Genomic DNA, 24,094 nt, shown 5'->3' with positions numbered 1-24,094 from the left:
ATGGCAGCGATGCTAACGAGCTAGCGCCTCGCGAAGTTCCCGGATTGCCCGTTTGGCATTGACCCATACTGCCCCGATCTTTGAGCTGGCTACGCGCTTGTTGAAGATCAACACCAGGAGAAAGCGCTGGGCAACGTCGAAGCAGTAGAGATCGATATTCACCCCTTCGTGGATATAGACACTGGTTGCATCTTCTTCGCGAAGCTGACGGGCGACTTCGCCGGTGGTTGAAAAACCAGTTGAAAGCAGGGGGAGAACAACCATGAGTGGCAGGTTGCCCTTATCTCCCGTTTCAACCAGGATCATCCCGGCACGGTCGGTTAACATAATACTCTGGGTGCCAAGGTCTTGCCCCAACTGGCTCATAATGCTGCGAATCGCAGCAATATTTTGCTCGGTGATAATTAAATGCCCGCCTTCACTGCGCCAACTCGTTGGTGTAGGAACCGAAGTGGGTGATGTCGGTGTCTGACCTCGACGTTCAGCGGCGGCACGTGAGCGGGCTGCCAGCCCACCGCGTGCAGGCGATGGTTCACGGGCGGCACGTTCAGCGGCTTCGCGCTCGGCAGCTTCGCGGGCAGCACGTTCAGCAGCCTCGCGTTCGGCAGCCTCACGGGCGGCACGTTCAGCCGCTTCTCGTTCGGCCCGCGAGGGGAGGACTATCCGTGCTGGTGTGAACTGTCGGCGTGGTGCCTGTTCTGCTGACGATGACGACCGTGTCGTCTCGCTCTTTTCAGTTGGTGATGATTCCACGTCAGTCATCGGTGTTGCCTCACGTACTCTCTCCGTAACGACCGTTGGAGAGGGTGATGGGGTAGGGGCAGGAGATGAGGCTGGCGTGTCGAGCACCCCACGAATAGTTGTGCGTACAATGTCGAGATTGAGTTCGCCGGTCAGCAATTTTGCGACGCCAGCCGTTTGTGCGCGATCGCGGTCAGCGTTACTCAATCTGTTCCCCCAAAGAATGACTCGTGTCTGTGGATCAAAATTCGGCACGATTTCGGCCAAATCAAGCCCACTCATTTCATCAAGTTCGATCTCACTCAACACGACATCAGGTGGTTCGGTGCTGATCGACCACAACGCATCATTTGCCGATTCAAAGATTTGTACTTCAGCGTCGCCGCTCAGCGCTCCTGATAAGCTACGGAGAACCGGGTTAGCGCGGGCGACCACGACGATACGATAAGCCATTGAATTCTCTCTCTGTATCGTTCAGAGTGGTAACCGTCTACTACTGTTCACTAGTATACTCGAAATAGCTACAGCTTGAAGCAGATTTTTGGCATGAGGCTCGCACTTCAGGCAATGACTTCCACACAGCTACGTGGCAGCCAGATTGCTTCGCCATTGTCGACCAGCACTTCAACGGCGGGCGTGCGTACTCCAGACGGTAGTCGTTGCGGGAGTGCCGGTAAGCTGCGCACTCGTCCGAGCGACCCCAGATGCTCGTGATCAAGCAGTCGCACTGTGGCGCCAACGCGCAATAGAGGGCGTGGTGGTTCAAGTGACGTGCTACTACTCCGCGACAGCGGGATAATAACCCGCGGTCGGCGGTGGGGCTGACGGAGGCTTGTTTGGCTTTCAATGAAGATTTCGCGCCGATCATTGTTGGCAAGTATTTCAAAGATTGGTGCGGCCATCGGCGCATTCCCGATCCCTTCCGTCAACACAATTGTGAGTGGTGAAGTGATGTGACTCATCCACTGCCAGTTGCGACGTCCAACGGCCCAGGGTAAGCGCTTGGTTAACTGGAAGAAGGTGCGCAGCTCATGTTCGTTGATACTACCGATGATGATGCCGCGAACCTGATGTTCGACCGCTTTGCGCAGAGCAGCAGCACTGATTCCGCTGCCGCCAATGATAACGGCATACATACTCTGCGCATCAATCATTTTTTCTGTGATCGGTTCTCCTGGATCAAGCGTCAGCAGTCGGGTGACACCGTTGGTATGAGCGCCGAAGCTGACGATGCCGTAGATTTGCGCAGCAGGTGTTTCGATGATCACCTGTTGATTGTTGATGATGTCCATCACGATTCCCCGCACGCCAGCCGTGAGGGTGATTGTTTGCGGTTCGGCGCAAATGATTGCGTAGCCGGTTGCCGGGTCTACCGTATGGAGAATACCGTTGGCCGGACTCAACACTCGTCGACCAAACATGCCACGGCGTCGGGCCAGGACAGCACCAGCGTTGATGGGTTGACCAATTGGGCTGACAACGGTACGGGCAGCCTGTTCAGGTGGCAGGTTGAGCGCTTGCGCCAGGTTAATCACGTATGGTGCTGTATCACTTTTTCCCCGTGCTACCACATCGTCAGGTTCCACTCTGCCTCCCTTTCTGACCAGAATTTCGCCTGGTTGAGGGAGGGTGCGTTCAATGCGGGCTAGAGTGCTTGCAATGATTGGCGGGACGCCATCCGGTACGTACAGCATAGCGATTCCGTATTTCGTGCAGGGGTATAGGCATACGATAATTATACCACGTGAACAGGGGAAGGCGCAGGGGGCATCTTCCAGGCTGCGCAACGCAAGCTACAGGCCCGCGTTCCTGTGCCAGCGGCATTTTTTTAGAACGTGTTCAATAAATCTTGACCGGAACACCGAGGTCTGCCCATTCGTAGAGCCATTGGGCGTCGTCGATGCGTAAATTGATACACCCATGCGACATTCGTACCCCGCTGCCGTGAGCGTTGTGCCAGTAAGTGCCGTGCAGCGCTACCCCGCCTACGATATACTGCACCCAGGGGATGTTGGGTACATACCAGCATTCCCCACCGAGACAACCGGTCATTGTCTGTTCGGGAATACGGTAGTAGATCGTGAAATCACCACGCGGGGTATTGAAGCCATCGCGTCCGGTAGCGACCGGTGCGGAAAAGACCAGCAGCTCATCTTCGTAGGCAAAAAGGTATTGGCGGCTGAGATCGACTTCGATTCGACGTGACCACAGTCCGGGACTCCAGTCTACTGCACCGGGGAGACGTGCGACCGGATCAGTGTTGACGTTCTGTAAGCGGGCGATTTCTCGTCCGAGTTCGTCAATATGAACTTCAAAGAGACTATCGAGGTCTATACCGTAGATCGTCTCTTGTTGGCGGAGAAACGGTGAAAGCGCTTCCGGCCGGTAGCGGAACCGGGCACGCTCGAAATATTGGACAAGCGTACCATTTTCGTCAACTTGTTCACTCAGTGGGAAGCCAAAGATCACGAGGCCGCCGTGGCGTTGCCAAAATTCGAGAAATTCGCCTTGCAGCGAATAACCGGTTTCGGGAAAAAACGCACCGGTATCAAGATTACTGTTTGGTGGCAGGCTGAGTGAGTGATGTGCCAGCCATTCACGACCGATTAGCCCAAGTTGCACCTGCTGCACTGTTTTGGCATACTCAGGATGATACTCGAATCGGGCACGCTCGAAGTATTGCACAATGCGGCCATCGATAACCAGTTCTTCACTGATCGGCATACCGAAGGTAAGCAGTTGGCCGTTTGCCCGCCAGAAGTCAAGGAAGCCAACGCGATCCGAGAGGTGATGACCGGTCTGCGGGAAGTAGACGGTACGCACAACCGGGAGGTTTTTTGGAGGATTTGACCGTGCCGCAACCAGATTCATCTGCAAGGTAACCATTGCGATCAGGAAGCTCCATCCGAGCAGCCGGATCAGCGATAATTGAGGAGATAATGGGTGGTGAGACGCAGACATTTCCAGACTCCATGAGTGTCCAGCGGGTCTTCGACGATGGATGCTTTGTTGCTAACCGAACACCAAATGCTTCACTTTAGTGCTGGTATACCTTGTAATATTGATAGAGCTATTATATCAGTTAGAAACAGTATTATACGGATTGAAAACCGGTAGCAAGCAAAACCCTTTAGGACTGGGATGAGTTTTGTTTCACCGTTGCGTAGTAGTGTAGAGAGTTTTGTATGGCAGATCTCTTCACCCCGCTACAGGTAGCCGGTCAGCAATTACGCAATCGCATTGTGATGGCACCGGCACCCAGCGGTCTGGCTGGCCGTGATGGATTCTGCCATAGTGCATTGGTTAGTTACTACGAGCGGCGCGCTATGGGTGGAGTGGGTATGATTATCACCGAGCCAATGCTTGTCGAGGAACCACTCACACCGATGGCGCATCTCGGTATCTGGCATGATTGCTATCTGCCCGCGTTACGCCGTCTCACCGCAGCGGCGCATGCCTTCGGTAGTCGAATCGTTTTTTTATTGGAAATGCTACCAGGTACATCACCCCTGTACGATCTGGTCGAGCGTTATGTTCAGGCTGCGTGGCGCGCTTTAGCAGCCGGTGCTGATGGAGTCTTCATCTCGATTGCCGATCAGGGAGAACTGGCGGCTATGGTTGCCGCAGGATGTCAGCCAGATGGTCACGTACAACCGTCAATTGCTGAACGGATTCAGCCAGTGTTAACGATTCTTGAGCAGATCCATCTCTGTTTTGGGCGTCGGCTCTGGGTTGGTTTACGCATGCCGGTGGCCGAGTTGGTGCCAGGTGGTCTGACGCATCAGGATGCACGAATCATTGCCCGGCGGGCTGTTGCCGCCGGGGCACAATTTCTCGATGTCACGCTCAATCGCTACACTCCTGATGTCGCTCGTTTTCCGGGCTGGACGATACCGCTAGTGGTAGGTATTCGGCGCATTGCGAGCGAAGCCATCGTGATCGGTTCAGGTCAGTTGAGTGATCCCTGGCTGGCCGACAGCCTGATTCGAGAAGGGAGTGTTGATCTGGTGATGCTGTGTACCGCGTTACGTCTGCTTCCCGAATGGCCGCACCTGGCACGTCGGGCATTGTGGTCAGCTAACGTAAAATGACCAGCAACACACCGGCTGCCACTGCCGAGCCAATCACACCAGCAACGTTCGGACACATTGCCTGCCAGATCAAAAAGTTTTGCGGGTCTTCCGCCTGGGCGACAGTATGGGCCACTCGCGCCGACATAGGTACTGCCGATACTCCGGCCGCGCCGATCAAGGGGTTAATTTTGTTCCTGGTAAATAGATTGTACAGTTTGGCAAACAGGATACCACCCGCAGTAGAAATGGCGAACGCGCAGGCGCCGAGGGCAAAAACGACGATTGAGCGCGGGGTCAGGAAGTTACTGGCTTGCGTGCTGGCCCCGACTGTCAAGCCGAGCATGATCGTCACACTATCGATCAGCGCGCTACGTGCCGTTCTGGCCAGGCGTTCAGTTACCCCGCTCTCCTTAAGCAAATTGCCAAAGAAGAGCATTCCCAGGAGAGGTAACGTGTCTGGGACAATGAGTACACACACAATCAAACCAATGATCGGGAATATGATGCGCTGCGTTCGACCAATCTCGGCTGGCGGTGGCATCCGAATGAGCCGTTCTTCGCGGCTGGTCAATAAGTACATAATGGGTGGTTGAATAACCGGCACCAGGGCCATGTACGAGTAGGCAGAGACGGCAATGGTGCCGAGCAGATCAGGCGCAAGGCGCGATGCGATAAAAATGGCGGTTGGTCCATCAGCCCCGCCGATAATGCCAATCGCGGCTGCGGCGCGGAGCAGGCGGAGTGGATCGTTGGGGTCAGCCAGATCGAGAAATGGGAAATACTGACCGAGGACAATAGCCATCAAGAGGGTAAAGAAGATACCGAGCTGTGCCGCAGCGCCAAGCAGGATCAAGCGAGGCTGGGCAATCAGTGCCGAGAAGTCGGTCATTGCTCCAATGCCAAGGAAGATGAGGGGCGGGAAGATACCGGTGATCACTCCGAAGTAGATGTAATTCAAGACGCTTCCCTGATCGTAGACTCCCTGCCCCATACCCGGCTCAAAAGGCATGTTGCCAAGAATGATACCGAAGCCAATCGGTACCAGCAGCAGTGGCTCGAATCCGCGGGCAATGGCAAGATAGACGAACACGCATCCGACGACGATCATGAGCAGATTACCCCATGCCAGATGGGCGATCCCGCTTGCTTCAAAAAAGCCGATAAGCCATTCCATCAGGCAAACTCCAGTAGTGGTTGACCCTGACGTACCGAGTCGCCAACTTTGACGTTGATTGCACGAATGGTACCTGCAACGGGTGAACTGACGTTTGAATTCATCTTCATCGCTTCGATCACAACCAACGGATCGTTTTCTTTGACCTGATCGCCGACCTTAACTTTAATTTCGGCAACAATGCCGGCGATTGGTGATACCAGCACCCCAGGACCGGTTGAGCTTGGTGGTGGTGTGTCTGGCGCTGTAGCAGGTGTAGTAGGAGTACGTGGTGGTGGTGGTACGGCGTTGATACTGGTTGGGGCCTGCAACGCCGATTCTTCATCATCTTGTAGTACCTCGACCTCGACCTCGTAGGTCACACCGTTTACCGTTATACGCAAGCGTTTCATAGTCTCTCCGTCATTCAACCTGAAATGCGGTGATACAACGATTGCCATTCATCGTTTCCAAATTCCTGTCCATGATCTACCGACGTAATTGACGGGCAGCCATCACACTGACCCGTCCTAAACGTGCCCAGTTCACTGCCAGTTGTCGGTAGTAACGCACCCGTAAGATACGTACCGGTTGGTCAAGAGTCGTGACCGCAGCGGCGGTAAGAATCGCAATCAATTGGGGATCGAGCTGGTCGGTAGTAGTTGAAGATGTGCTTTCTTGCGGTACGGTCGGTTTCGTGGCACTCGCTGGTTTTGCCTGGAATAAACCTTGACTGCGGTTGAGGATACTCAGTGCAAATGCAACGATGGTAAGCACAACGAACACGATGCTGATTCCCGTGATCGCGATTTGAAAGCCAATCAGCAATGGGTTAGTAGTGAGATCAATCATAGCGTTTCCTTCAATCGTTTTCTGAGCGTGCACACATGTTCTCGTGAATCTCATTGTGTGAGGGGTGTTCACGTTCGGATTGGAGCTGGTGTAGATGTTGAGATAGGCGTGATCCGCTCTTTTGCGATCAGTCTATAGCGGCACCAGCCCGTGCTTCTTCTGCGGACGGAACTCACGTTTGGTACGCAGCGATGCCAGGGCCAGACTGAGATAACGACGGGTCTCACTCGGTACAATGATGCTATCGATCAGATTGCGACCGGCGCCAACGTAGGGAGAGGCAAATTCGGCGCGGTACAGCTTAACGAACTCGGCCCGCGCTGCTGCCGGATCATCAGCCTGCTTAATCTGGTCACGGTAGATGATATTGACCGCTCCTTCTGGCCCCATAACCGCAATCTCAGCACTCGGCCAGGCGGCCACCCGGTCAGCGCCTAGGTCCTTGCCACACATCGCCAGATATGCACCGCCGTAAGCCTTGCGCAGGATAATTGAGATTTTAGGCGTTGTCGCTGCCGAATAAGCAAACAACATCTTCGCACCGTGGCGAATAATACCGCCACGCTCTTGGGCCACACCCGGCAAGAAACCAGGCACGTCAATAAAGGTAATGAGTGGAATATTGAAAGCGTTGCAGAACCGAACAAAGCGGGCAATCTTATCAGAGGCATCAATGTCGAGAACGCCAGCCATAACAGTGGGCTGATTGGCAACGATTCCTACCGTACTACCATCGATACGAGCGAAGCCGATCACAGCATTATCGGCAAAACCGCGTTGCACTTCGAGAAAATCACCGTCATCGACAATCCGTTTGATGATCGGGATAACATCGTAAGGTTCACGCGGATCATCGGGGATCATGGTGTCGAGAACGGGATCATTGTAGAAGCGTAGTTCACCGTCACCACGATCAGGTGGGTCTTCGAGATTATTCGATGGCAAAAAGCTCAATAAACGCTTACAAAGCGCAATCGCCTCGGCATCATTTTCAGCGACAAAGTGTGCAACTCCACTTCGGATCTGAGCTTCCGGTCCACCAAGCTCTTCACCGGTTACCTGTTCTCCTGTGACCTGCTTGAGTACTTCGGGACCGGTAATAAACATCTCACTGCCCCGTACCATAATGATAAAATCCATCAGGGCTGGTGAATACGCGGCGCCACCGGCACATGGCCCGGCAATAATCGCAATCTGAGGCACGACACCGGAGAGCAACACATTACGGTAGAAGATGCGACCATAACCACTCAGGGCATCAATCCCTTCCTGAATACGTGCCCCCCCGCTATCGTTAATCGTGATGAACGGCGACCCGCACTTTAAGGCCAAATCCATCGTCTGACAGATTTTGTCAGCGTGCATTTCACCAACCGATCCACCGGCGACAGTAAAATCTTGTGCAGCGACAAAGACTTGCCGCCCATCGACACTGCCACAACCGGTAATCACCCCTTCGCCAGGCATCTCCTTACCGGCCATCCCAAATGCTGTACACCGATGATGAGAAAAAAGGAACAGCTCTTGAAAGGTTTCTGGCTCGATCAGAAGATGAATTCGCTCGCGAGCAGTCAATTTGCCGGCCTGGTGTTGGCGAGCAATGCGTTCTGGGCCACCACCCTGCTCAAGACGGTGTCGGCGCTGGCGCAGCATTTCAATGCGGGCACGCATGGAAGTGGGTACTATATTGGTCGCTTCAGACTCATGTTGAGTCATGGTTGTATCTCCTTGTACGAAAACAACCATCTACCGAACTGCCTGATGGGCAAAACAGCTCTAACTCGGTTTGTTGCTCTGAAGTTAGTTGCGGGCTTAGATGTTGACGGATGTTAGTATAGCACGTGCAATAGTTGCGAGAGGTAAGATAGTGTCATTCTTTAGCAACTGTAAATTGTTGGGGTTGTGAGATGGTAACTATTAGTTAGTCTGCACAGTTGCGTCTTTTCATCGTCGTGGGGATGATGGTTGCCCATCCCGTGGGTGAGTTCCCAGCCCGTCACTCCTGAGACGGTGATGAGAATGATCGGTGAGACAACGGGAACGTACCGCAGACAATCTTCGAAAGAGGGAGATGCATGCCTCTTCTCCTACTCACTCCTCTATCGCCACTGCTGGGTAGGGAAAATATTGAACATCCCTATGGACACCGTATCAGCGGAAGTGAGCCAAATGTAGATGGAGTGAAGAAGCTGCACTTCTTCACTCCGTATGAGTGGTGGTACACCGAACTGTCTAACGAATTGAATCGCTCCACGATGCAGGGGAAACGTGGTCACATTGTATCAGGAAGGGATTTTTCAGACGATTCCTCGGCTATGTACTAGCAGAGAAATCGTCTCACTACCGTATGCAGCTACATCGTAAGCACGACTCTCCCTTCAATCTTACCCTCCTTCATTTCTGCAAACACCTGATTGATCTTCTCAAGCGGTTCGACACGAATCTTTGCCCGTACCTTTCCAGCGCCAGCAAAAGCAAGTGACTCTTGGAGATCAAGGCGGGTGCCGACAATTGAACCGCGTAACGTAATTCCTCTCAGAACAACATCGAAGATCGATACCGGAAATTCACCAGGAGGTAAGCCGTTGAAGGCAATGGTACCACCGCGCCGTACCATACCTAGGCTTTGCTCGAATGCCTTGCGTGATACCGCTGTTACCAGCACCCCGTGAGCACCGCCGATTTCACGCTGGATGCGCTCGCCTGGGTCTTCTGTCAATGCGTTAACCGTCAAATCAGCACCGAGTTGACGGGCAAATTGCAGTTTTTCGTCAGCAATATCAACTGCTACGACATTCATACCCATTGCTTTGGCATACTGCACGGCCATGTGACCAAGACCACCGATACCAGAGATAACAATCCATTGACCAGGACGAACATCGGTTGCTTTGATCCCTTTGTATACCGTAACTCCAGCGCAAAGCACTGGCGCAATCTCGGCAAAATCAACCCCGTCCGGTAAGTGTCCAACGTAATTCGGGTCAGCCAGGACGTATTCGGCATACCCTCCATCGACAGAATAGCCGGTATTTTTCTGTTGTGTACAGAGTGTCTCCCACCCATCGAGACAATATTCGCAGTAACCACAGGCAGTGTGTAACCAGGGAACACCAACGCGGTCCCCTTCTTTAACAGTTTTGACACCACTTCCGACTGCTGCGACATACCCTACAGCTTCGTGACCAGGAATTAAGGGTAATTTCGGTTTGATCGGCCAATCTCCTTCGGCGGCGTGGAGATCGGTGTGACAGACACCCGACGCTTCGACCTTGACAACAATTTGCCCTGGACCCGGCTCTGGAACTGGTACCTCTTCGATGACGAGAGGTTGATGGAAGGCGTGTACGACTGCCGCTTTCATTGTCCTGGTCATGGTTACCTCCTCTTTGAGATATTGAACCCTGAAACCTGGAATGTTCAATAATTTAGATATGTGAGGTTTTTGGTGAAAAGAGTTATCTTGATGTTAATTCTCGTGATTACTCGCCATAATACCATGTAATCATGGTGTTGTCAAGATCGAAATGGTGGTTAAAATTTTGTTTATGAGTTTTAATATTTATGTAGATTAAAATAAAAGTTTGCAAAAATGTAATGATACTTCTTCAATCGACCTGTTATAATGTGGTTAGTATCTGGTTCTGTTATAGGTTAATAAATTCCTCTATCTGTAGGGGTATTATTCCCTGATAAGGATATGTATAACGTCGAGAAAGAATGTTCTGATCGGTGTTTACTCCTTGTACGGCATCGTTTGTGCTCGTGGGGGGATTGGTAGTCGCACTCATCGACAGTAGTCTGGAGGAAGTGAATGCACCGTCTCATACCGTATCTTCTCTTCGTGCTGGTCTGTGGACTGATTTCAATTGGGTTTGGTCGCTCTTCCGCGGTTTTTGCATCGTCTTTCAATTTATCACCTGTCAGAACGACATCTCATAACCACACACCTGCCCAAACAACATCGTCAAATCTGCTTCAGGACGGTGGGTTCGAGCAGCAGGGAGTTGCCTGGGAGGCGTGTGGTAACGTTGGTCTGGTTGACGCTCAATCAGAAGGTGCTGAGTTCGTTTATGCTGGTCGTTATGCGGTCGTTATGGGTAGAAACGCTGATGGGAGTGGTTGCCCTCAGCTTCCCGATCTTACCGTACCAAAGCAGATTCTGAGTCAGTCGCTCAGTATTCCGGCAGATGCGCGTGCCGTTACCGTATCCTTCTGGTTTCGCGGCTTTGCCGGTACCGGTGTTGATATTTTTCTGGCCCGCGGTTTTTATCAGTTTGATCCGGATTTAGGTGGGGTTAAGCTAGGGAGTTTTTCAACCGATCAGCCACCGGGCTGGCAGTTGTATCGCACGGTGTTAACCGATGATCGACTTGATCTTGTGCGTGGACAAACGTTGCGCTTCTCTATCGTGATACAAGATGTTCTTGTCGAACGAGATGCAGCTCTCCTGATTGATGAGGTACAGGTCGTCGCGGCTGATCTGCGTACAGCCCCTGCACCGTTACCCCCAGCCCTCCGTGGTGACGGTAGCCGTCCGTTAGCAGTGATTCGCGCCGAAGGCTCCAACCGTTGGTTGTACCGCATGGATACTGATGGCAGCAATCTGCAACTCATTTATCGTGGCTTACTGAGCAACGTGCGCTATCCAGTGTGGTCACCTAATGGCCAACAGATTGCGGTAGCCGACAATAATATCTGGCCCTGGCCTGTTCCTGATCCTGACCCACAGAATAATTTGGTTGCAACTGCGATAACAGTGTTGAATGCCGATGGGAGTGGCAGTAGACAGGTTTATCAGACTCAAAGTCGAAAAGGATCGCGTTGTCCATTCGTAGCCCTGCCAGGACAAAGCGAGACTCCATCCATCATTGTGCGTGTGGATAGGCTGACCTGGATGCCGGACGGACAGCGACTCGCATTTACGAATTTTGAGTTCCTCGCTTTCTGTGATGGCCGCATCTCTGGTGGTCTAGCTGACGTGTATCTCTCACCGATACCACCTGCACTTACTCCCACTGAAGTGACCAGTTTTGCTGCGAGTCCGAGTATCAATCGCAACCGCCAACTATTGTTCGAGAGCTTTGGGAAAAATCGAACGACCGGGATTTGGGAGGCCGACCTGCAAACTCAACCGCCCCGCGAGACCCTTCTTATCGGCCATCGTGCCGAAAGTCAACCGGTTTGGGCACCTGATGGTCGCCGTTTTGTCGTCAAGCGAGATACCAGTAGTCCTTCTGAGGATAGAAGTGAACGTACCGACGCTATTGTGCTCTATGATCGGCAAAATCTGAGCAATCCGCGCATGCTATTGTTTGCCGATCACGGGCGAAGTATTAGTAATATGCGCTGGTCTCCTGATGGGAGGTATCTGATTTACACACTTAATCGTTTTGATGGTGGATCGGACATCTGGTGGCTCGATGTGGCTAGTGGGGCAACTGGACCAATTACCACCGATGGTCGGGCACTAGAGGCCGACTGGCGACCGGGGGCTACGTTGCAGCGTGTCTTCGTTCCACTCGTGACGCGGAATTGACAACTGAGGAAGGAAACGCCTCTTCTATGGGTGTTAGCCCTTTTCTAGAGACATTGGCGTTCGAGGAAAAATAGCAGATATACGTAATACCTCCATCGTGCGAGATCAACAGGTGCGGGGGCGGGTCAGGAACCCGCCCCTAGTGGCGATTCGTAAGGGGTACGACAGGGTGCGCACTGCAAACGCTATCAACTGGACGTTTGCTTAAACGTTTTATTCGCTCCCGCCCCATCCCACTGCGGAAGCAGAAGGGTAAAGGGCACAAGGCTTTGCCTGCGCGACTTTTGGCAATCACCGAATCTTGTCTTCACCCTGGTCGTTTCGGTAACTCGACGAAGACCTGACCATTTTCTTCACTAACCGGGTAGGTAGTAAGCGGAGTTGGTTCTCTCCCTAGAGCGATCAGTGCCCGTGACCAGCCTGGCATCTTGAAGCCGCCAATGCCCTGTACCCAGTCCAGATTCTTGCCGGTGCGTATGTCAAATTTTGAGCCGTGCCACGGGCATGTGATAACATGACCTTCGAGGGTACCATTTCTGAGCGAGAGATTGAGATGGGGACAGAGTGCGTGAACTGCGTAGACACTACCATTAATGCGAGCGGCCAGGATGTTGATCCCATCACCGGTGACTGCGACAAGCGTCGATTCAGGGAAGTCTGCCGATGTTCCAATCTTTACGCGCATGGATTCGCTCCCTCCTGATACGCTAAGGCTCGTTGCTGTCTGTCGTTCGCAACCCTTACTTTGCCGTCGCTCGCTGAAACAGTGAGGGAAAATGACAGACGGTCATGTACTATTTATTCTACCTGAAAGATGCAGTTTTTTGCTAAACGTTACTATCGCTACCACGATTCGGTCTTCCCCAACAATTGGAGGGGAAGGGTTCCCAACCGGTTCTCATGCAGCAGGGTAGGACACCAATGACCGTTGATCTTCTGACCTTATCAATTACGCTCAACCTGGCAAATGTGTTGCAGTGCGTGGCACTGGTTGGTCTGGCCGTAGCGAACCGTGAGCGTGCCGGTTTACGATGGTGGGCGGCGGGTATGGGGATGCTGGCGCTTGGTCTCATCCTGACCACTATGCGGGATGTTATATCACTACCGCTGTGGCTCCACGCGATCAGTAATGCCATGGTGGGAAACGGGATGCTCATACTCTATTATGGCATACGCCGTTTCTTTGGTGACAATGATGATCCACGCCGGTTCATTGTGATCGGTTTGCTCATATTCATCGCCAATATTGTGCTGGCTTTTACCGGTGATGTACCGCCTCTACGTCGGATTCTCTTTTCGGTTGTGGTAAGTGTATTATCCATCCTCATCGCCGTGCGCTTGCATCATGAATTGCACACTGATTATCGATTAACCGTGCTATTCTTGCTCATTGTGTTTGTTGCAAATACTATCTTCTTTGTCATTCGTGGTATCGCTACAATGACCGAAGCGAACTGGTTGATCGTATCAGCACCGTGGCAGACGGCAACCTATCTCACGGCTATTGCTACAACGACCCTGTGGACATTCGGCCTTATTTTATTGGTAAATCAGGAATTGATCGTCAAACAGCGTGAGGCCGCACAGCAGCTTGAATTAATTTTTGCTGCACAGCCCGATGCGGTGTTGTTGTCACGCCTGACCGACGGTGCTTTTATGAAGGTTAATCAAGGTTTCACTGAAATCAGCGGATACAGTGCAGAGGAAGCGCTAGGGAAGGATGGACTGAAGCTGAATATCTGGCGTTCGCCGGAGGATCGCCAACGCTGGGCTGAGTTGATGTGGCGCGAAGGTTCGTGTTCGGGCCTTGAGTTTGAATTTCGGCGACGCGATGGGACATTTCGTACCTGTCTCCTTTCTTCGCGAAAGGTGATGATTGCTGGTGTACCCCATGCAATCAGTATCGTTCACGATATTACTGAACGGAAACAGATCGAGGAAGCATTACGACGCAGTGATGCTCGCTATCGGCTCATTGCTGAGAATACGTCAGATGTAATCTGGTTATTTGATCCAGTGCAGGAACGGTTCACGTTTTTTAGTCCGTCGGTACAAAAGTTAACTGGGTACTCCGTAACCGAAGCAATGGCCGTTTCGATCACCGATCTCTTAACCCCTTCCTCAGCGCAGCAAGTGCTATCGGCGCTGCACTATATGCTCCACGAGTGGCAGGGGGAACTGACCACAGCACCGCCGTGGGTCGCCGAGATCGAGTTGATCCATCGCGATGGGCACGAGGTGCAGGCGGAGATCGTTACTACGTTTGTTCGTGATGAGGATAACCGATTGATGGTATTAGGTGTGGCGCGTGATATTACTGCCCGTAAACAGGCAGAAATCGAGCTACGCCTGGCTCGTCAGCAGGCCGAAGCGGCCAATCGGGCGAAGAGTGCCTTTCTGGCTAATGTCAGTCACGAACTACGAACTCCCCTCCATGCGGTGCTTGGCTTTGCTCATTTGTTGAGTAATGATGGTGAGTTGACCGCAACCCAACGGGAATATCTCGACATTATTAATCGAAACGGTGAACATCTGCTGCACTTAATCAATGAAGTCCTTGATCTGGCAAAGATTGAGGCTGGACGCTACACATTTACCCCTGCGCCGGTTGATGCTCGCAGGTTATTGGCCGATCTTCAGTCATTATTTTGGCCGAGAATCGAAGCAAAACAGTTGCAGTTCATCGTGACCTGTGCTGAAGAAGTACCGCGAATTATCCTGAATGATGAAGCCAAAATACGTCAGATTCTGATCAATTTACTGGAAAATGCGATCAAATTTACCGAAGTCGGGGTTGTGAAACTCCAGGTCGAGCGGTCGCAGCAACAGATTCTGTTTATCGTTGAAGATACTGGTGCTGGTATTCCACCACTCGAACAGCCATATCTGTTTCGTCCCTTTTTCCAGGGATACCAGGCTGTCAGTAATAGTTCAAACAGAGGAGCCGGTCTCGGTTTGAGCATCAGCTACGAACTGGCTCGTGTCATCGGCGGCAATCTCTCTGTATACAGTGCAGGCGAGGGGTGTGGTGCTCGCTTTACACTGACATTACCGTTACGCACACCGATCACAACACCGCTCGCGTTGCCCGCGCAGCACGAACGCCGACGAGTCATCCGGGTACGGGCCGATCAGCCAGTGTATCGCATGCTGGTGGCCGATGACATTCCATCTAGTGCGTTACTGTTAGTTACTCTACTCCACCGGTTAGGCTTCGTTGTCCAATCGGTAGCAGATGAGCAAACATTGCTTACGATGTGGCGTTCATGGCAGCCTCATATGATCTGGCTTGACGTTGATCGGGCGCGGATCAACGGTCTGGCCGTCGCTCAACAGATCCGTACCGCCTGTGATAACGAACCAGGGCTGATGCGACCGGTGATAATCACTTTGTCGGCGAATGTCCTTGGTAATACGCCAACGACCGCAATTGAGTCAGGTTGCGATGAGTTCATTGCGAAACCGTTTCGCGAATATGATGTGATTCGGATCATCGAGCAGTATCTGCGTGTGCAGTTTGATGAAGTTGCATCTCAGGTGACAACATTGCCAGATGGCGTTGGCGATGATTGTGGGTATGATCGAGAGTGGTGTCAGGCGGTACGGCAGGCCGCTGTCGAGGCCCATTTTTCGCGTCTGCAACAGCTCATCGCCGACATCGAATCGGCCCGACCTAATGATGCTCGTCAGTTGTGGCACTGGCTTGAAACCTTTAACTACCAGGCCTTGATCCAATGGGTTGATGCGATACTCGCTTCTCAGAAGAGGGGTTCTGTTGTATAGTAATAGACAATTGCGTATAAAAGGTTTATACCATTAGACATTAATGACTAGCAGTCGTGTACCTACCATCCTGATTGTCGATGATACACCAGCCAATCTCTTGTTGCTAACGCAGCTCCTGAATGCCCAATCGTATGATGTGCGTCCGGTAACCCAAGGTGCGATGACGCTGACGGTGGCCCGTACTCTTCACCCCGACCTCATTCTGCTTGACATTCGGATGCCGGATATGGATGGTTATACGGTCTGTCAACAACTAAAAGCCGATCCAGAAACGAGTCAGATTCCGGTTATTTTTATTAGTGCATTGGATGATGTGGAGGACAAAGTACGGGCGTTTGAATGTGGTGGTGTAGACTATATCACCAAACCATTTCAACCCTTAGAGGTGTTAGCCCGGGTACGAACGCACCTAGCGTTAGCGCAGGCGCGAACTGCGCTCGAAGAGGCCAATCGTGAGTTGCAGCGCGCACTGGCCCGTGAAGCGGAACTGGCACGGATTGATTGGCTCACCGGTGTTTATAATCGGAGCTATTTCTACGAACTAGCAGTGCGCGAATTCGCAATTGCCACGCGCTACGAGCGACCGCTGGCGATTGGTATGATTGATGTTGATCATTTCAAGCAGATCAACGACCGCTATGGCCATTTGGTCGGTGATCAGGTATTACGTTCGATTGCGCAAACAATTGCTCATCAGATTCGGACGACAGATTGTATCGGGCGTTTTGGCGGTGAGGAGTTTATTCTCCTGTTGCCCAATACTGATACCATTGCCAGTCTGACCCTGGCCGAACGGTTACGCACTACTATTGGTGGTTTGGTCATCCATACCGATAAAGGTGATGTTTCGGTTACGATCAGTATCGGGATCACAGGACGGCAACCGGCAGATACGACGATTGAACATCTGATCGACCGCGCCGATCAGGCGTTGTACGCCGCTAAGCAACAGGGACGCAATTGTGTAGTTGGGGTATAGAATACGTGCCAATAGTGAAGGGAAGTGTCGTCTTTACCCGTCAACGCGATTGGGTGTTGTGGAACTGACGGTAACGGTGCGACTATGGTATACTGCATAGCAGAAAGCGAAAGGATTATATTGCGGTCTCGCCGCCAACCAGAGCACCCATGTCAGATCAATTGTACATCCGTAATTTCAGCATCATTGCCCATGTCGATCACGGTAAAACGACGCTGAGTGATCGACTGCTCGAAGTGACACGCACGATTAGCGAGCGTGAACAGCGTGAGCAACTCCTTGACTCGCTCGATCTCGAGCGAGAAAAGGGTATCACGATCAAATTGAAGCCGGTGCGCATGGAATATCGTGCCGCTGATGGTCAGGTCTACCAGCTTAACCTGATCGATACGCCCGGGCACGTCGATTTTAGCTATGAAGTGAACCGCTCGCTGGCTGCCTGTGAAGGTGCACTGCTCGTTGTCGATGCGTCGCAAGGCATTGAAGCGCAAACGCTTGCCAATACCTATCTGGCCTTGGAAAATGATCTGGTCATTATTCCAGTAGTGAATAAGATCGATCTCCCGGGTGCACACCCGGAAGAGGTGGCGCAAGAAATTGAGTCGGTGATCGGGATTCCGGCTGAGGAGGCAATTCTAGCCTCGGCGAAAGAGGGAATCGGGATTACCGAGATTCTGAAGGCAATCGTCCGACGGATTCCGCCGCCACGGGGACAGCGTCAGCAACCGGCGCGGGCCTTAATTTTCGACTCGCACTACGATCCTTACAAAGGGGTGATTGCCTACGTGCGGGTGGTAGACGGGGTGTTCAGAGTGCGTGATCGGGTACACTTTATGGGTACCGGTGCGCAGGCTGAAACGCTTGAGATTGGTATTTTCCGCCCGGCAATGACCCCACTTAATGAATTGGTTGCTGGCGAAGTGGGCTATATCGCCACCGGTTTGAAGAGTGTAGCCGATTGTCAGGTCGGCGATACGATCACGCTGGCCGATGCGCCGGCGGCTGAGCCACTACCCGGTTATCGCCCGGCCAAGCCGATGGTCTTTGCCGGTTTGTATCCTATTGACTCGAATGCCTACCCTGAATTGCGGGAAGCGTTGGAACGCTTGAAGCTCAACGATGCTGCACTCTCGTTTCAACCTGAAAGTTCAGCAGCGCTAGGGTTTGGCTTCCGCTGCGGTTTTCTCGGTTTGTTACACATGGAGATTGTGCGTGAACGGCTCGAACGTGAATATAAGCTCGATTTGCTGATCACTGCACCGTCTGTCGAATATCAGGTCTTGCTCTCTGATGGTGAAATTATCACTGTCGCGAACCCTTCGGAAATGCCCGATCGATCACGGATCGAAGCGATTGAAGAGCCTGTCGTTGAGATTAGCGTGATTACACCGGTACGCTATATCGGAACCATTATGGAGCTGGTGACGACTCGTCGTGGTACGTTCATCAGTATGGATTATCTTGATCCGACGCGAGTACTCTTGAAGTACCGTATGCCACTGGCGGAAATCGTGATTGATTTCTACGATCAATTGAAGAGCCGGACGCAAGGTTACGCCTCGCTCGATTATCATCTGGCCGGCTATCAGGAGGCCGATCTGGTGAAGTTGGACATCCTGGTTAATGGACAGCCGGTTGATGCTCTCTCTCTGATTGTGCACCGCGATTTTGCCTATCAGCGTGGTCGTGATCTCGTTGAACGGCTGCGCCAATTGATCCCGCGTCAGATGTTTGAGGTACCCATCCAGGCTGCTATCGGATCGAAGATTATCGCTCGTGAGACGATTCGCGCCTTGCGGAAAGATGTGTTGGCAAAGTGCTACGGTGGTGATGTGACCCGTAAACGGAAATTGCTTGAAAAGCAAAAAGAGGGCAAAAAGCGCATGAAGATGGTGGGAAGTGTGGAAATTCCTCAGGAGGCCTTTATGGCTATTCTGTCGCTTCATGAATCGGGTTACGAGCGTGAGCGCTAATTGAAGGGATTGCGAGTTGCTTGCCCTTTCCTGTGTTGGAGGAGAACCTGTCAATGAATCGTCTGATCTGGTTATTTACGCTCTTCCTCTTAGTTGGTTGTCAGAGTGCGGTCAATGGTCAGCGGTGGGCCGATACCGATTCGGCAGTCGTCTTTCGTATTGGTTCACGGCTGTTTACCCTCGCCGATGTAAATGCCGAGGTACGACGGGCAATTGGTGATGGCATCGCCAACGCACTCGCTGCGGGTCAGACCAGGGAGCAGATCGAGCAGATTGTAGTCGAGAACGATCTGCGTCGTCAGATTTTCGAGCAAATGATTCAAAATGAGCTGCTGTTGCATTATGCACGCCAACACGGGATCGGGGTTGATCCGATTGCGCTCGATGCAGCAGTCTTCAACCGTCTGGCAGCCGATGCCAGTCCGGCTGAAGTACAGGATTTGCGTAGTCTGTTGGCCCGTGAGCAGGTTGTTCTTGAAGTGATTGCTCGTCATACACGGGCTGATATGGCTCATGTCCGCCATATTCTGGTGGCTGATGAGGCGACAGCACAAGCGGTGCTTGCCGAGCTGCAATCAGGCGCCGATTTTGCAACCCTGGCCGCAAAACGTTCCCGTGATACGGCATCGGCTGCTCAGGGTGGTGATCTGGGATGGACGCCAAGAGGTGAGTTTGTCGCACCGTTTGAAGAGGCGATCTTTTCGATCCCCCTCAACACCCCTCAGATTGTGCAGACTGAGTTTGGTTTTCACGTTGTGGAAGTGTTAGGACGGGAAAACCAGCGTCCCTTTTCTTCGTTTGAAGAGTTGCGTACACGCCGTAATGCCAATCAGTTCTATCAAGAGACGTTCATCCCCTGGTATGAAGAGTTGCGTCGTCAGGCAGAATTGAGTGGCGAGTTGCAAATTGCGGCTGGCTTCGATCCTGATACCCTGCTTATCCCATTCCCTGAGACACCATGAACTCATCAGTATCGTTCCAGGCTATATTTCAGGTGGTGATCGAGCATGGTTTGATCGATCCGACGGCAGTTCAGGTCTTCACCATCGAGCAAGTCTTGCAGACAGTGCCGGTTGTACCTGCAAACCGTGTCTTACCCTGGGTTGAACAACAAGGTTTGGGCAGCTATCAACCGCCACGGGTTCCTTTCCCATTAGCTACACATACAACGGCATTCATCTGGGGATCGGTCGCTGCCTTTAACGGTGCAGCGCTGGCAACGCTATTAGGCGAACGTTATCCGTTGTATCATCCGTTAACGATTATCTCGCTACCAACCAAGACAATTCATACCTGTCTGCTGAGTGAGCTGGCGTCCGCACCCCTACCAGATGGTGTAATGGTTGGCGTAATTGTTCCTGCATTGTCATTACCTCACGATCAGCGTGGGTTTGATCGGCTGCGTTGGGTGATTACCCGTCTGCTCGGTCCTGATGGTTGTCCGTGGGATGTGCGGCAGACGCATCAAAGTTTGCGTCAGCATTTGCTTGAGGAGGTATATGAGGCGCTGGAAGCACTTGATACCGGCAACATGACCGCACTCTGCGAAGAGTTGGGAGATGTTCTCTTACAGGTGCTTGTGCACAGCGAGATGGCGCGTCAGGCAGGTTCTTTTTCGCTCGAAGATGTTGTGCAACGAGTGGCTGATAAGCTGATATTCCGTCATCCGCATGTCTTTGCGACCACGACGGTCGATCATCCCCAACAGGTCTTGCAGAACTGGCATCAACTCAAAGCACAAGAACGGCTTACAGAAGGAAAGATACGGCATAGTGCGCTTGATGGTGTACCCAGTGCGTTACCTGCACTGGCGATGGCGCAGGCACTGACACAGAAGGCCATCCAGGCCGGATTTACGTGGCAACATCTCGATCAGGTATGGGCAAAAGTTGATGAAGAGTTGCAAGAACTGCGAACGGCGATGGATATGTCTGCCCGGCAGGCCGAGCTTGGTGATCTCCTCTTTGCGCTGGTAACGCTGGCGCACTGGCTCCGAATTGATGCTGAAACTGCGCTGCGTGAAGCTAATATGCGCTATAAACAACGCTTTCAGTGGGTAGAGCAAATGGCTGCACAGAGTGGACGTACATTGCAAGATTGTTCGTTAACGGAAATGTTAGCCTGGTGGACAGAGGCAAAGGTGATGGGAAGTGAACAATAAATCTTCGCCGATCCAGCTTTCGTTCAACGATGTGGTGCAATTGCGCAAACCGCATGCTTGTGGCGGCGATACCTGGCGAGTTGTACGTCTTGGCGCTGACATTGGATTGCGTTGTGAAACATGTGGGCGTCGGGTCTTGATACCGCGTGCTGAGCTAGAGCGACGGATGAAGCGTCTCATTACGCCCGAGATCAAATCGTGATCGAGATGGCGTGATTGCACGCACGGTTGATGTAAGAATGCTGAACTGACATTCCTGGGAGCAATCCGACGGTATAAGGCGTATCTCATCCTCGCTCAGTGGTTAAACGGTACCTTTGCACTGTGCAAACGAGGTTGCTTGCCGGTCGGCAATAGGCGCGGTATGATGGCAGTATCGCGTGGAGATCGATTTTGTACATTTTATGATGGAATACTACTACTGGCGAAATGTTACTTACAGGTCCTGTCCAGGTTTCATAACCTCCTCGGTTCGGTTGCTTGTCATTAGCCTGATCTGGTTGATTATAGCTTCTGAAGTCGTCGCTCAACCGGTACGATCGCTCTACATGGTTGAGTACGATGGCGTCCTCAGTAGCTATGCGGCCGGTTATATCCGACGTGCGCTACGTGAAGCGGAAGCCGCGAATGCCCAGGCGCTAGTAGTACAACTGACGCCGCAAGGAGCAGTGGTTGCAGAAGCACGAGCGCTAGCTAGAGAGATTGCTGAGGCGCGTGTACCGGTCATCATCTACATTAGCCCCACCGGTCACGATGCTGGTGCCGCCGGCGTGTGGCTGTTGGCTGCTGCACATATTGCCGCGATGGCGCCGGATAGTCGGTTTGGTATCGCTACACCGTTGTTTGTTCCGGCAACTGGTGTGAGCGATCCAACGCAAGATCTGCTGTTGGAAGAACAGTTGCGGCAGTTTGAGGCGTGGGGAACAGCGCGGCAACGGAATGTTAGTTGGGTGGAACAAGCCTTGCGAAGCGGTTTTATTGCTACTGCCGGTCAGGCTATCGCCACAAATCCACCGATCATCGACATTGTTGCACGTGATCTAACCGAGTTACTCCAGCGTCTGGAAGGTCGGGTAGTTACACTGAGCGATGGCACCCAGGTCACGCTGTCTACGCTCGGCGTTCGTCCACGGGTGATAGAAGTATATCTGGTCGAGGCAGTGTTATTGATCCTGTCCAACCCGACGGTGGTCTTCCTCCTCCTGATTATGGCTGGGCTAGCTTTTTATGCTGAGTTTCTCAGCCCAACTGTTGGCATCCTGGCGGGGTTAGGAGTGCTGTTGTTAGGAGGTGCGATCATTGGTATGATTGCCCTGCCGGTACAATGGCTTAGCGTGTTGGGCATTCTCATCGCCTTTGGTCTGGTAGCGGCAGATCTCTTTGTGCCATCGCACGGTACGCTGACAGTCATTGGGGTGGGTGTTATGATCGCCAGCTCGCTAACCCTGTTCGATTCAACGCAGGCGCCTGGAGTGGCAGTAGCGCTATGGGCGATCATCCTGGTAGCATTATTGATTGCGCTGTTCGCCATCGGTGGGATCTGGCTGGCATTACGTTCGCGGAATCGTCCGGTGGTAACCGGACAAGAGGTATTAATCGGTCGGTTGGCCGAGGTGCGCAAGCGTCTCGATCCAGAGGGAATGGTGTTTGTCGAAGGTGCACTCTGGCGGGCGGTATGCGAAAATGGAGTTGCCGAAGAAGGTGAATATGTGCGGGTGACCGGAATCTATGCCTTGCGGTTAACTGTGAGGCGGATCGATCCTCAAGAGTCATCCGTGCAGACATCCTAAAGGGTTGTAGGCCACCGGTTAGTTGTCATCTGTTCGGAAAGGAGCAGTCTCATGGGGGCAACGTTCTTTCTGTTGGCATGTCTGGCGGTTCTCGCTTTCATTGCGCTGATGATCTTATTGTCGGCGATCAAGATCGTTCCAGAATACGAGCGTGGGGTGATCTTTCGATTGGGGCGGCTGATGGGACCGCGTGGACCTGGTATCTTTTTTGTAATCCCAGTCTTTGAACGAATGGTACGGGTGGATATGCGTGTCATCACGATGGATGTCCCGGTTCAGGAAGTGATTACACTCGACAACGTGACCATCAAGGTCAATGCAGTTCTTTACTTCCAGGTCATTAATCCAAACTGGGCAGTGACAAAGGTGATGGACTATATCCGGGCGACGATGCAGATCGCTCAGACCACTCTGCGCAGTGTCGTTGGTCAGGTTGAATTAGATGAGTTGCTGGCCCAGCGCGAGAAGATCAATCAGAAGTTACAGCAGATCATCGATGAGCAGACCGAACCGTGGGGGATTAAAGTCACGATTGTGGAAGTAAAGGATGTTGAGCTGCCGCAGAACATGCAACGAGCGATGGCTCGTCAGGCTGAGGCCGAGCGTGAAAAGCGGGCGAAGCTGATTCACGCCGATGGTGAATTGCAGGCCTCGCGCACGCTGGCCGAGGCTGCGCACATATTGGCCAGTGAGCCGGTGACGTTGCAACTACGCTATTTGCAGACCCTGACCGAGATCGCCACCGAGAAGAACAGTACGATTGTTTTCCCATTACCAATCGATATGCTCAAGACCTTCTTTTCGGCAACCAACACACCAGACAGCGATGCGCGAAAGGCAGTACGGGACGATTAAGGGTCTGTCTGAGTGCTTATCCGGAATACCCTGTTGCAGAAGAAGATTCGGTTGGGCGCAGCGCCGCTGTGTCCATACATCTATCAGGTTGTATCCGCCGTACCGTGAGACGATTATTCGGATAGGCTCTGAGAGGGTAATCAGAAATCCAGATTTCTCATTGGATATGTCCCTAACCCGTGCGACCATTGC

19 protein-coding genes are annotated in these 24,094 nt (G+C 52.4%); 10 read left to right on the top strand and 9 right to left on the bottom strand.

All coding sequences use genetic code 11. The annotated features are described in order from the left end of the window. Positions 1-12: 12 nt before the first annotated feature. From JE47_RS0107675 to JE47_RS0107665, 3 genes are all read right to left on the bottom strand, one after another. Positions 13-1,194 carry a response regulator gene (locus JE47_RS0107675; protein WP_031459197.1) on the bottom strand — a complete coding sequence of 394 codons (1,182 nt, stop codon included), beginning with the start codon at positions 1,192-1,194 and terminating at the stop codon, positions 13-15. A 107-nt stretch (positions 1,195-1,301) separates the two neighbouring features. Then, positions 1,302-2,435: a hypothetical protein gene (locus JE47_RS0107670; protein ID WP_031459196.1), complete on the bottom strand. Its 1,134-nt coding sequence runs from the start codon at positions 2,433-2,435 to the stop codon at positions 1,302-1,304. Between the two features lie 145 nt (positions 2,436-2,580). Continuing rightward, positions 2,581-3,702: a L,D-transpeptidase gene (locus JE47_RS0107665; RefSeq protein WP_051871097.1), complete on the bottom strand. Its 1,122-nt coding sequence runs from the start codon at positions 3,700-3,702 to the stop codon at positions 2,581-2,583. A 224-nt stretch (positions 3,703-3,926) separates the two neighbouring features. Between JE47_RS0107665 and JE47_RS0107660 the strand changes: the two genes are divergently transcribed. Next, positions 3,927-4,832: an oxidoreductase gene (locus JE47_RS0107660; RefSeq protein ID WP_031459194.1), complete on the top strand. Its 906-nt coding sequence runs from the start codon at positions 3,927-3,929 to the stop codon at positions 4,830-4,832. Here JE47_RS0107660 and JE47_RS0107655 read toward each other — a convergent pair. The 5 genes from JE47_RS0107655 to adhP form a co-directional block, all read right to left on the bottom strand. Further along, positions 4,819-5,988, bottom strand: a complete 1,170-nt coding sequence (locus JE47_RS0107655; protein ID WP_031459193.1) for a sodium ion-translocating decarboxylase subunit beta — start codon at positions 5,986-5,988, stop codon at positions 4,819-4,821. The two genes, JE47_RS0107660 and JE47_RS0107655, sit on opposite strands and share 14 nt — an antisense overlap. Beyond that, entirely contained in the window at positions 5,988-6,380 is a 393-nt protein-coding gene (locus tag JE47_RS0107650) for a biotin/lipoyl-containing protein (protein ID WP_031459192.1), read from the bottom strand. The genes JE47_RS0107655 and JE47_RS0107650 overlap by 1 nt, the downstream gene beginning before the upstream one ends. Before the next feature lie 76 nt (positions 6,381-6,456). Beyond that, positions 6,457-6,819 (bottom strand): OadG family protein, encoded by a 363-nt coding sequence (locus tag JE47_RS0107645; protein WP_031459191.1) that lies wholly within the window; start codon positions 6,817-6,819, stop codon positions 6,457-6,459. 132 nt (positions 6,820-6,951) lie between these two features. Then, positions 6,952-8,535, bottom strand: a complete 1,584-nt coding sequence (locus tag JE47_RS0107640) for an acyl-CoA carboxylase subunit beta (protein WP_031459190.1) — start codon at positions 8,533-8,535, stop codon at positions 6,952-6,954. Between the two features lie 637 nt (positions 8,536-9,172). Beyond that, positions 9,173-10,195: an alcohol dehydrogenase AdhP gene (gene adhP / locus JE47_RS0107635; RefSeq protein WP_031459189.1), complete on the bottom strand. Its 1,023-nt coding sequence runs from the start codon at positions 10,193-10,195 to the stop codon at positions 9,173-9,175. A 438-nt stretch (positions 10,196-10,633) separates the two neighbouring features. Here adhP and JE47_RS0107630 point away from each other — a divergent pair, with 438 nt between their 5' ends. Continuing rightward, on the top strand, positions 10,634-12,358 hold the full coding sequence (locus JE47_RS0107630) for a TolB family protein (RefSeq protein ID WP_051871096.1): 1,725 nt from the start codon (positions 10,634-10,636) through the stop codon (positions 12,356-12,358). Between the two features lie 307 nt (positions 12,359-12,665). Here the strand turns inward: JE47_RS0107630 and JE47_RS0107625 are convergent, their stop codons facing one another. Then, on the bottom strand, positions 12,666-13,043 hold the full coding sequence (locus tag JE47_RS0107625; RefSeq protein WP_051871095.1) for a Rieske (2Fe-2S) protein: 378 nt from the start codon (positions 13,041-13,043) through the stop codon (positions 12,666-12,668). A 236-nt stretch (positions 13,044-13,279) separates the two neighbouring features. Here JE47_RS0107625 and JE47_RS0107620 point away from each other — a divergent pair, with 236 nt between their 5' ends. The 8 genes from JE47_RS0107620 to JE47_RS0107585 all read left to right on the top strand — a co-directional run bounded on the left by JE47_RS0107620 (position 13,280) and on the right by JE47_RS0107585 (position 23,902). Beyond that, positions 13,280-16,141: a PAS domain S-box protein gene (locus tag JE47_RS0107620; protein WP_031459186.1), complete on the top strand. Its 2,862-nt coding sequence runs from the start codon at positions 13,280-13,282 to the stop codon at positions 16,139-16,141. A 43-nt stretch (positions 16,142-16,184) separates the two neighbouring features. Beyond that, positions 16,185-17,123: a diguanylate cyclase gene (locus tag JE47_RS0107615; protein WP_031459185.1), complete on the top strand. Its 939-nt coding sequence runs from the start codon at positions 16,185-16,187 to the stop codon at positions 17,121-17,123. A 149-nt stretch (positions 17,124-17,272) separates the two neighbouring features. Continuing rightward, on the top strand, positions 17,273-19,096 hold the full coding sequence (gene lepA, locus JE47_RS0107610) for a translation elongation factor 4 (protein WP_031459184.1): 1,824 nt from the start codon (positions 17,273-17,275) through the stop codon (positions 19,094-19,096). Positions 19,097-19,149: 53 nt separating this feature from the next. Continuing rightward, on the top strand, positions 19,150-20,058 hold the full coding sequence (locus JE47_RS0107605; protein ID WP_031459183.1) for a peptidylprolyl isomerase: 909 nt from the start codon (positions 19,150-19,152) through the stop codon (positions 20,056-20,058). Then, on the top strand, positions 20,055-21,257 hold the full coding sequence (mazG, locus tag JE47_RS0107600; RefSeq protein WP_031459182.1) for a nucleoside triphosphate pyrophosphohydrolase: 1,203 nt from the start codon (positions 20,055-20,057) through the stop codon (positions 21,255-21,257). Before JE47_RS0107605 ends, mazG begins: the two co-directional genes overlap by 4 nt. Further along, on the top strand, positions 21,247-21,459 hold the full coding sequence (locus tag JE47_RS0107595; protein WP_236631165.1) for a DUF951 domain-containing protein: 213 nt from the start codon (positions 21,247-21,249) through the stop codon (positions 21,457-21,459). Before mazG ends, JE47_RS0107595 begins: the two co-directional genes overlap by 11 nt. Positions 21,460-21,637: 178 nt before the next feature. After that, on the top strand, positions 21,638-23,047 hold the full coding sequence (locus JE47_RS0107590; protein ID WP_236631164.1) for an NfeD family protein: 1,410 nt from the start codon (positions 21,638-21,640) through the stop codon (positions 23,045-23,047). A gap of 51 nt (positions 23,048-23,098) precedes the next feature. Then, on the top strand, positions 23,099-23,902 hold the full coding sequence (locus tag JE47_RS0107585; RefSeq protein ID WP_031459179.1) for a slipin family protein: 804 nt from the start codon (positions 23,099-23,101) through the stop codon (positions 23,900-23,902). The last annotated feature ends 192 nt before the right edge of the window (positions 23,903-24,094 follow it).

Source organism: Chloroflexus sp. MS-G (genome assembly GCF_000735195.1).
Taxonomy (GTDB): domain Bacteria; phylum Chloroflexota; class Chloroflexia; order Chloroflexales; family Chloroflexaceae; genus Chloroflexus.
Note: the sequence above shows the minus strand (reverse complement) of the source record. Positions and strands in the feature narration are given on the sequence as shown.

What these genes read in the sequence shown, in the direction of transcription:
- JE47_RS0107675 (WP_031459197.1), bottom strand. Translation starts at nt 1,194, where the DNA reads ATGGCTTATCGTATCGTCGTGGTCGCCCGCGCTAACCCGGTTCTCCGT.
- JE47_RS0107670 (WP_031459196.1), bottom strand. Translation starts at nt 2,435, where the DNA reads ATGCTGTACGTACCGGATGGCGTCCCGCCAATCATTGCAAGCACTCTA.
- JE47_RS0107665 (WP_051871097.1), bottom strand. Translation starts at nt 3,702, where the DNA reads ATGTCTGCGTCTCACCACCCATTATCTCCTCAATTATCGCTGATCCGG.
- JE47_RS0107660 (WP_031459194.1), top strand. Translation starts at nt 3,927, where the DNA reads ATGGCAGATCTCTTCACCCCGCTACAGGTAGCCGGTCAGCAATTACGC.
- JE47_RS0107655 (WP_031459193.1), bottom strand. Translation starts at nt 5,988, where the DNA reads ATGGAATGGCTTATCGGCTTTTTTGAAGCAAGCGGGATCGCCCATCTG.
- JE47_RS0107650 (WP_031459192.1), bottom strand. Translation starts at nt 6,380, where the DNA reads ATGAAACGCTTGCGTATAACGGTAAACGGTGTGACCTACGAGGTCGAG.
- JE47_RS0107645 (WP_031459191.1), bottom strand. Translation starts at nt 6,819, where the DNA reads ATGATTGATCTCACTACTAACCCATTGCTGATTGGCTTTCAAATCGCG.
- JE47_RS0107640 (WP_031459190.1), bottom strand. Translation starts at nt 8,535, where the DNA reads ATGACTCAACATGAGTCTGAAGCGACCAATATAGTACCCACTTCCATG.
- adhP (WP_031459189.1), bottom strand. Translation starts at nt 10,195, where the DNA reads ATGACCAGGACAATGAAAGCGGCAGTCGTACACGCCTTCCATCAACCT.
- JE47_RS0107630 (WP_051871096.1), top strand. Translation starts at nt 10,634, where the DNA reads ATGCACCGTCTCATACCGTATCTTCTCTTCGTGCTGGTCTGTGGACTG.
- JE47_RS0107625 (WP_051871095.1), bottom strand. Translation starts at nt 13,043, where the DNA reads ATGCGCGTAAAGATTGGAACATCGGCAGACTTCCCTGAATCGACGCTT.
- JE47_RS0107620 (WP_031459186.1), top strand. Translation starts at nt 13,280, where the DNA reads ATGACCGTTGATCTTCTGACCTTATCAATTACGCTCAACCTGGCAAAT.
- JE47_RS0107615 (WP_031459185.1), top strand. Translation starts at nt 16,185, where the DNA reads ATGACTAGCAGTCGTGTACCTACCATCCTGATTGTCGATGATACACCA.
- lepA (WP_031459184.1), top strand. Translation starts at nt 17,273, where the DNA reads ATGTCAGATCAATTGTACATCCGTAATTTCAGCATCATTGCCCATGTC.
- JE47_RS0107605 (WP_031459183.1), top strand. Translation starts at nt 19,150, where the DNA reads ATGAATCGTCTGATCTGGTTATTTACGCTCTTCCTCTTAGTTGGTTGT.
- mazG (WP_031459182.1), top strand. Translation starts at nt 20,055, where the DNA reads ATGAACTCATCAGTATCGTTCCAGGCTATATTTCAGGTGGTGATCGAG.
- JE47_RS0107585 (WP_031459179.1), top strand. Translation starts at nt 23,099, where the DNA reads ATGGGGGCAACGTTCTTTCTGTTGGCATGTCTGGCGGTTCTCGCTTTC.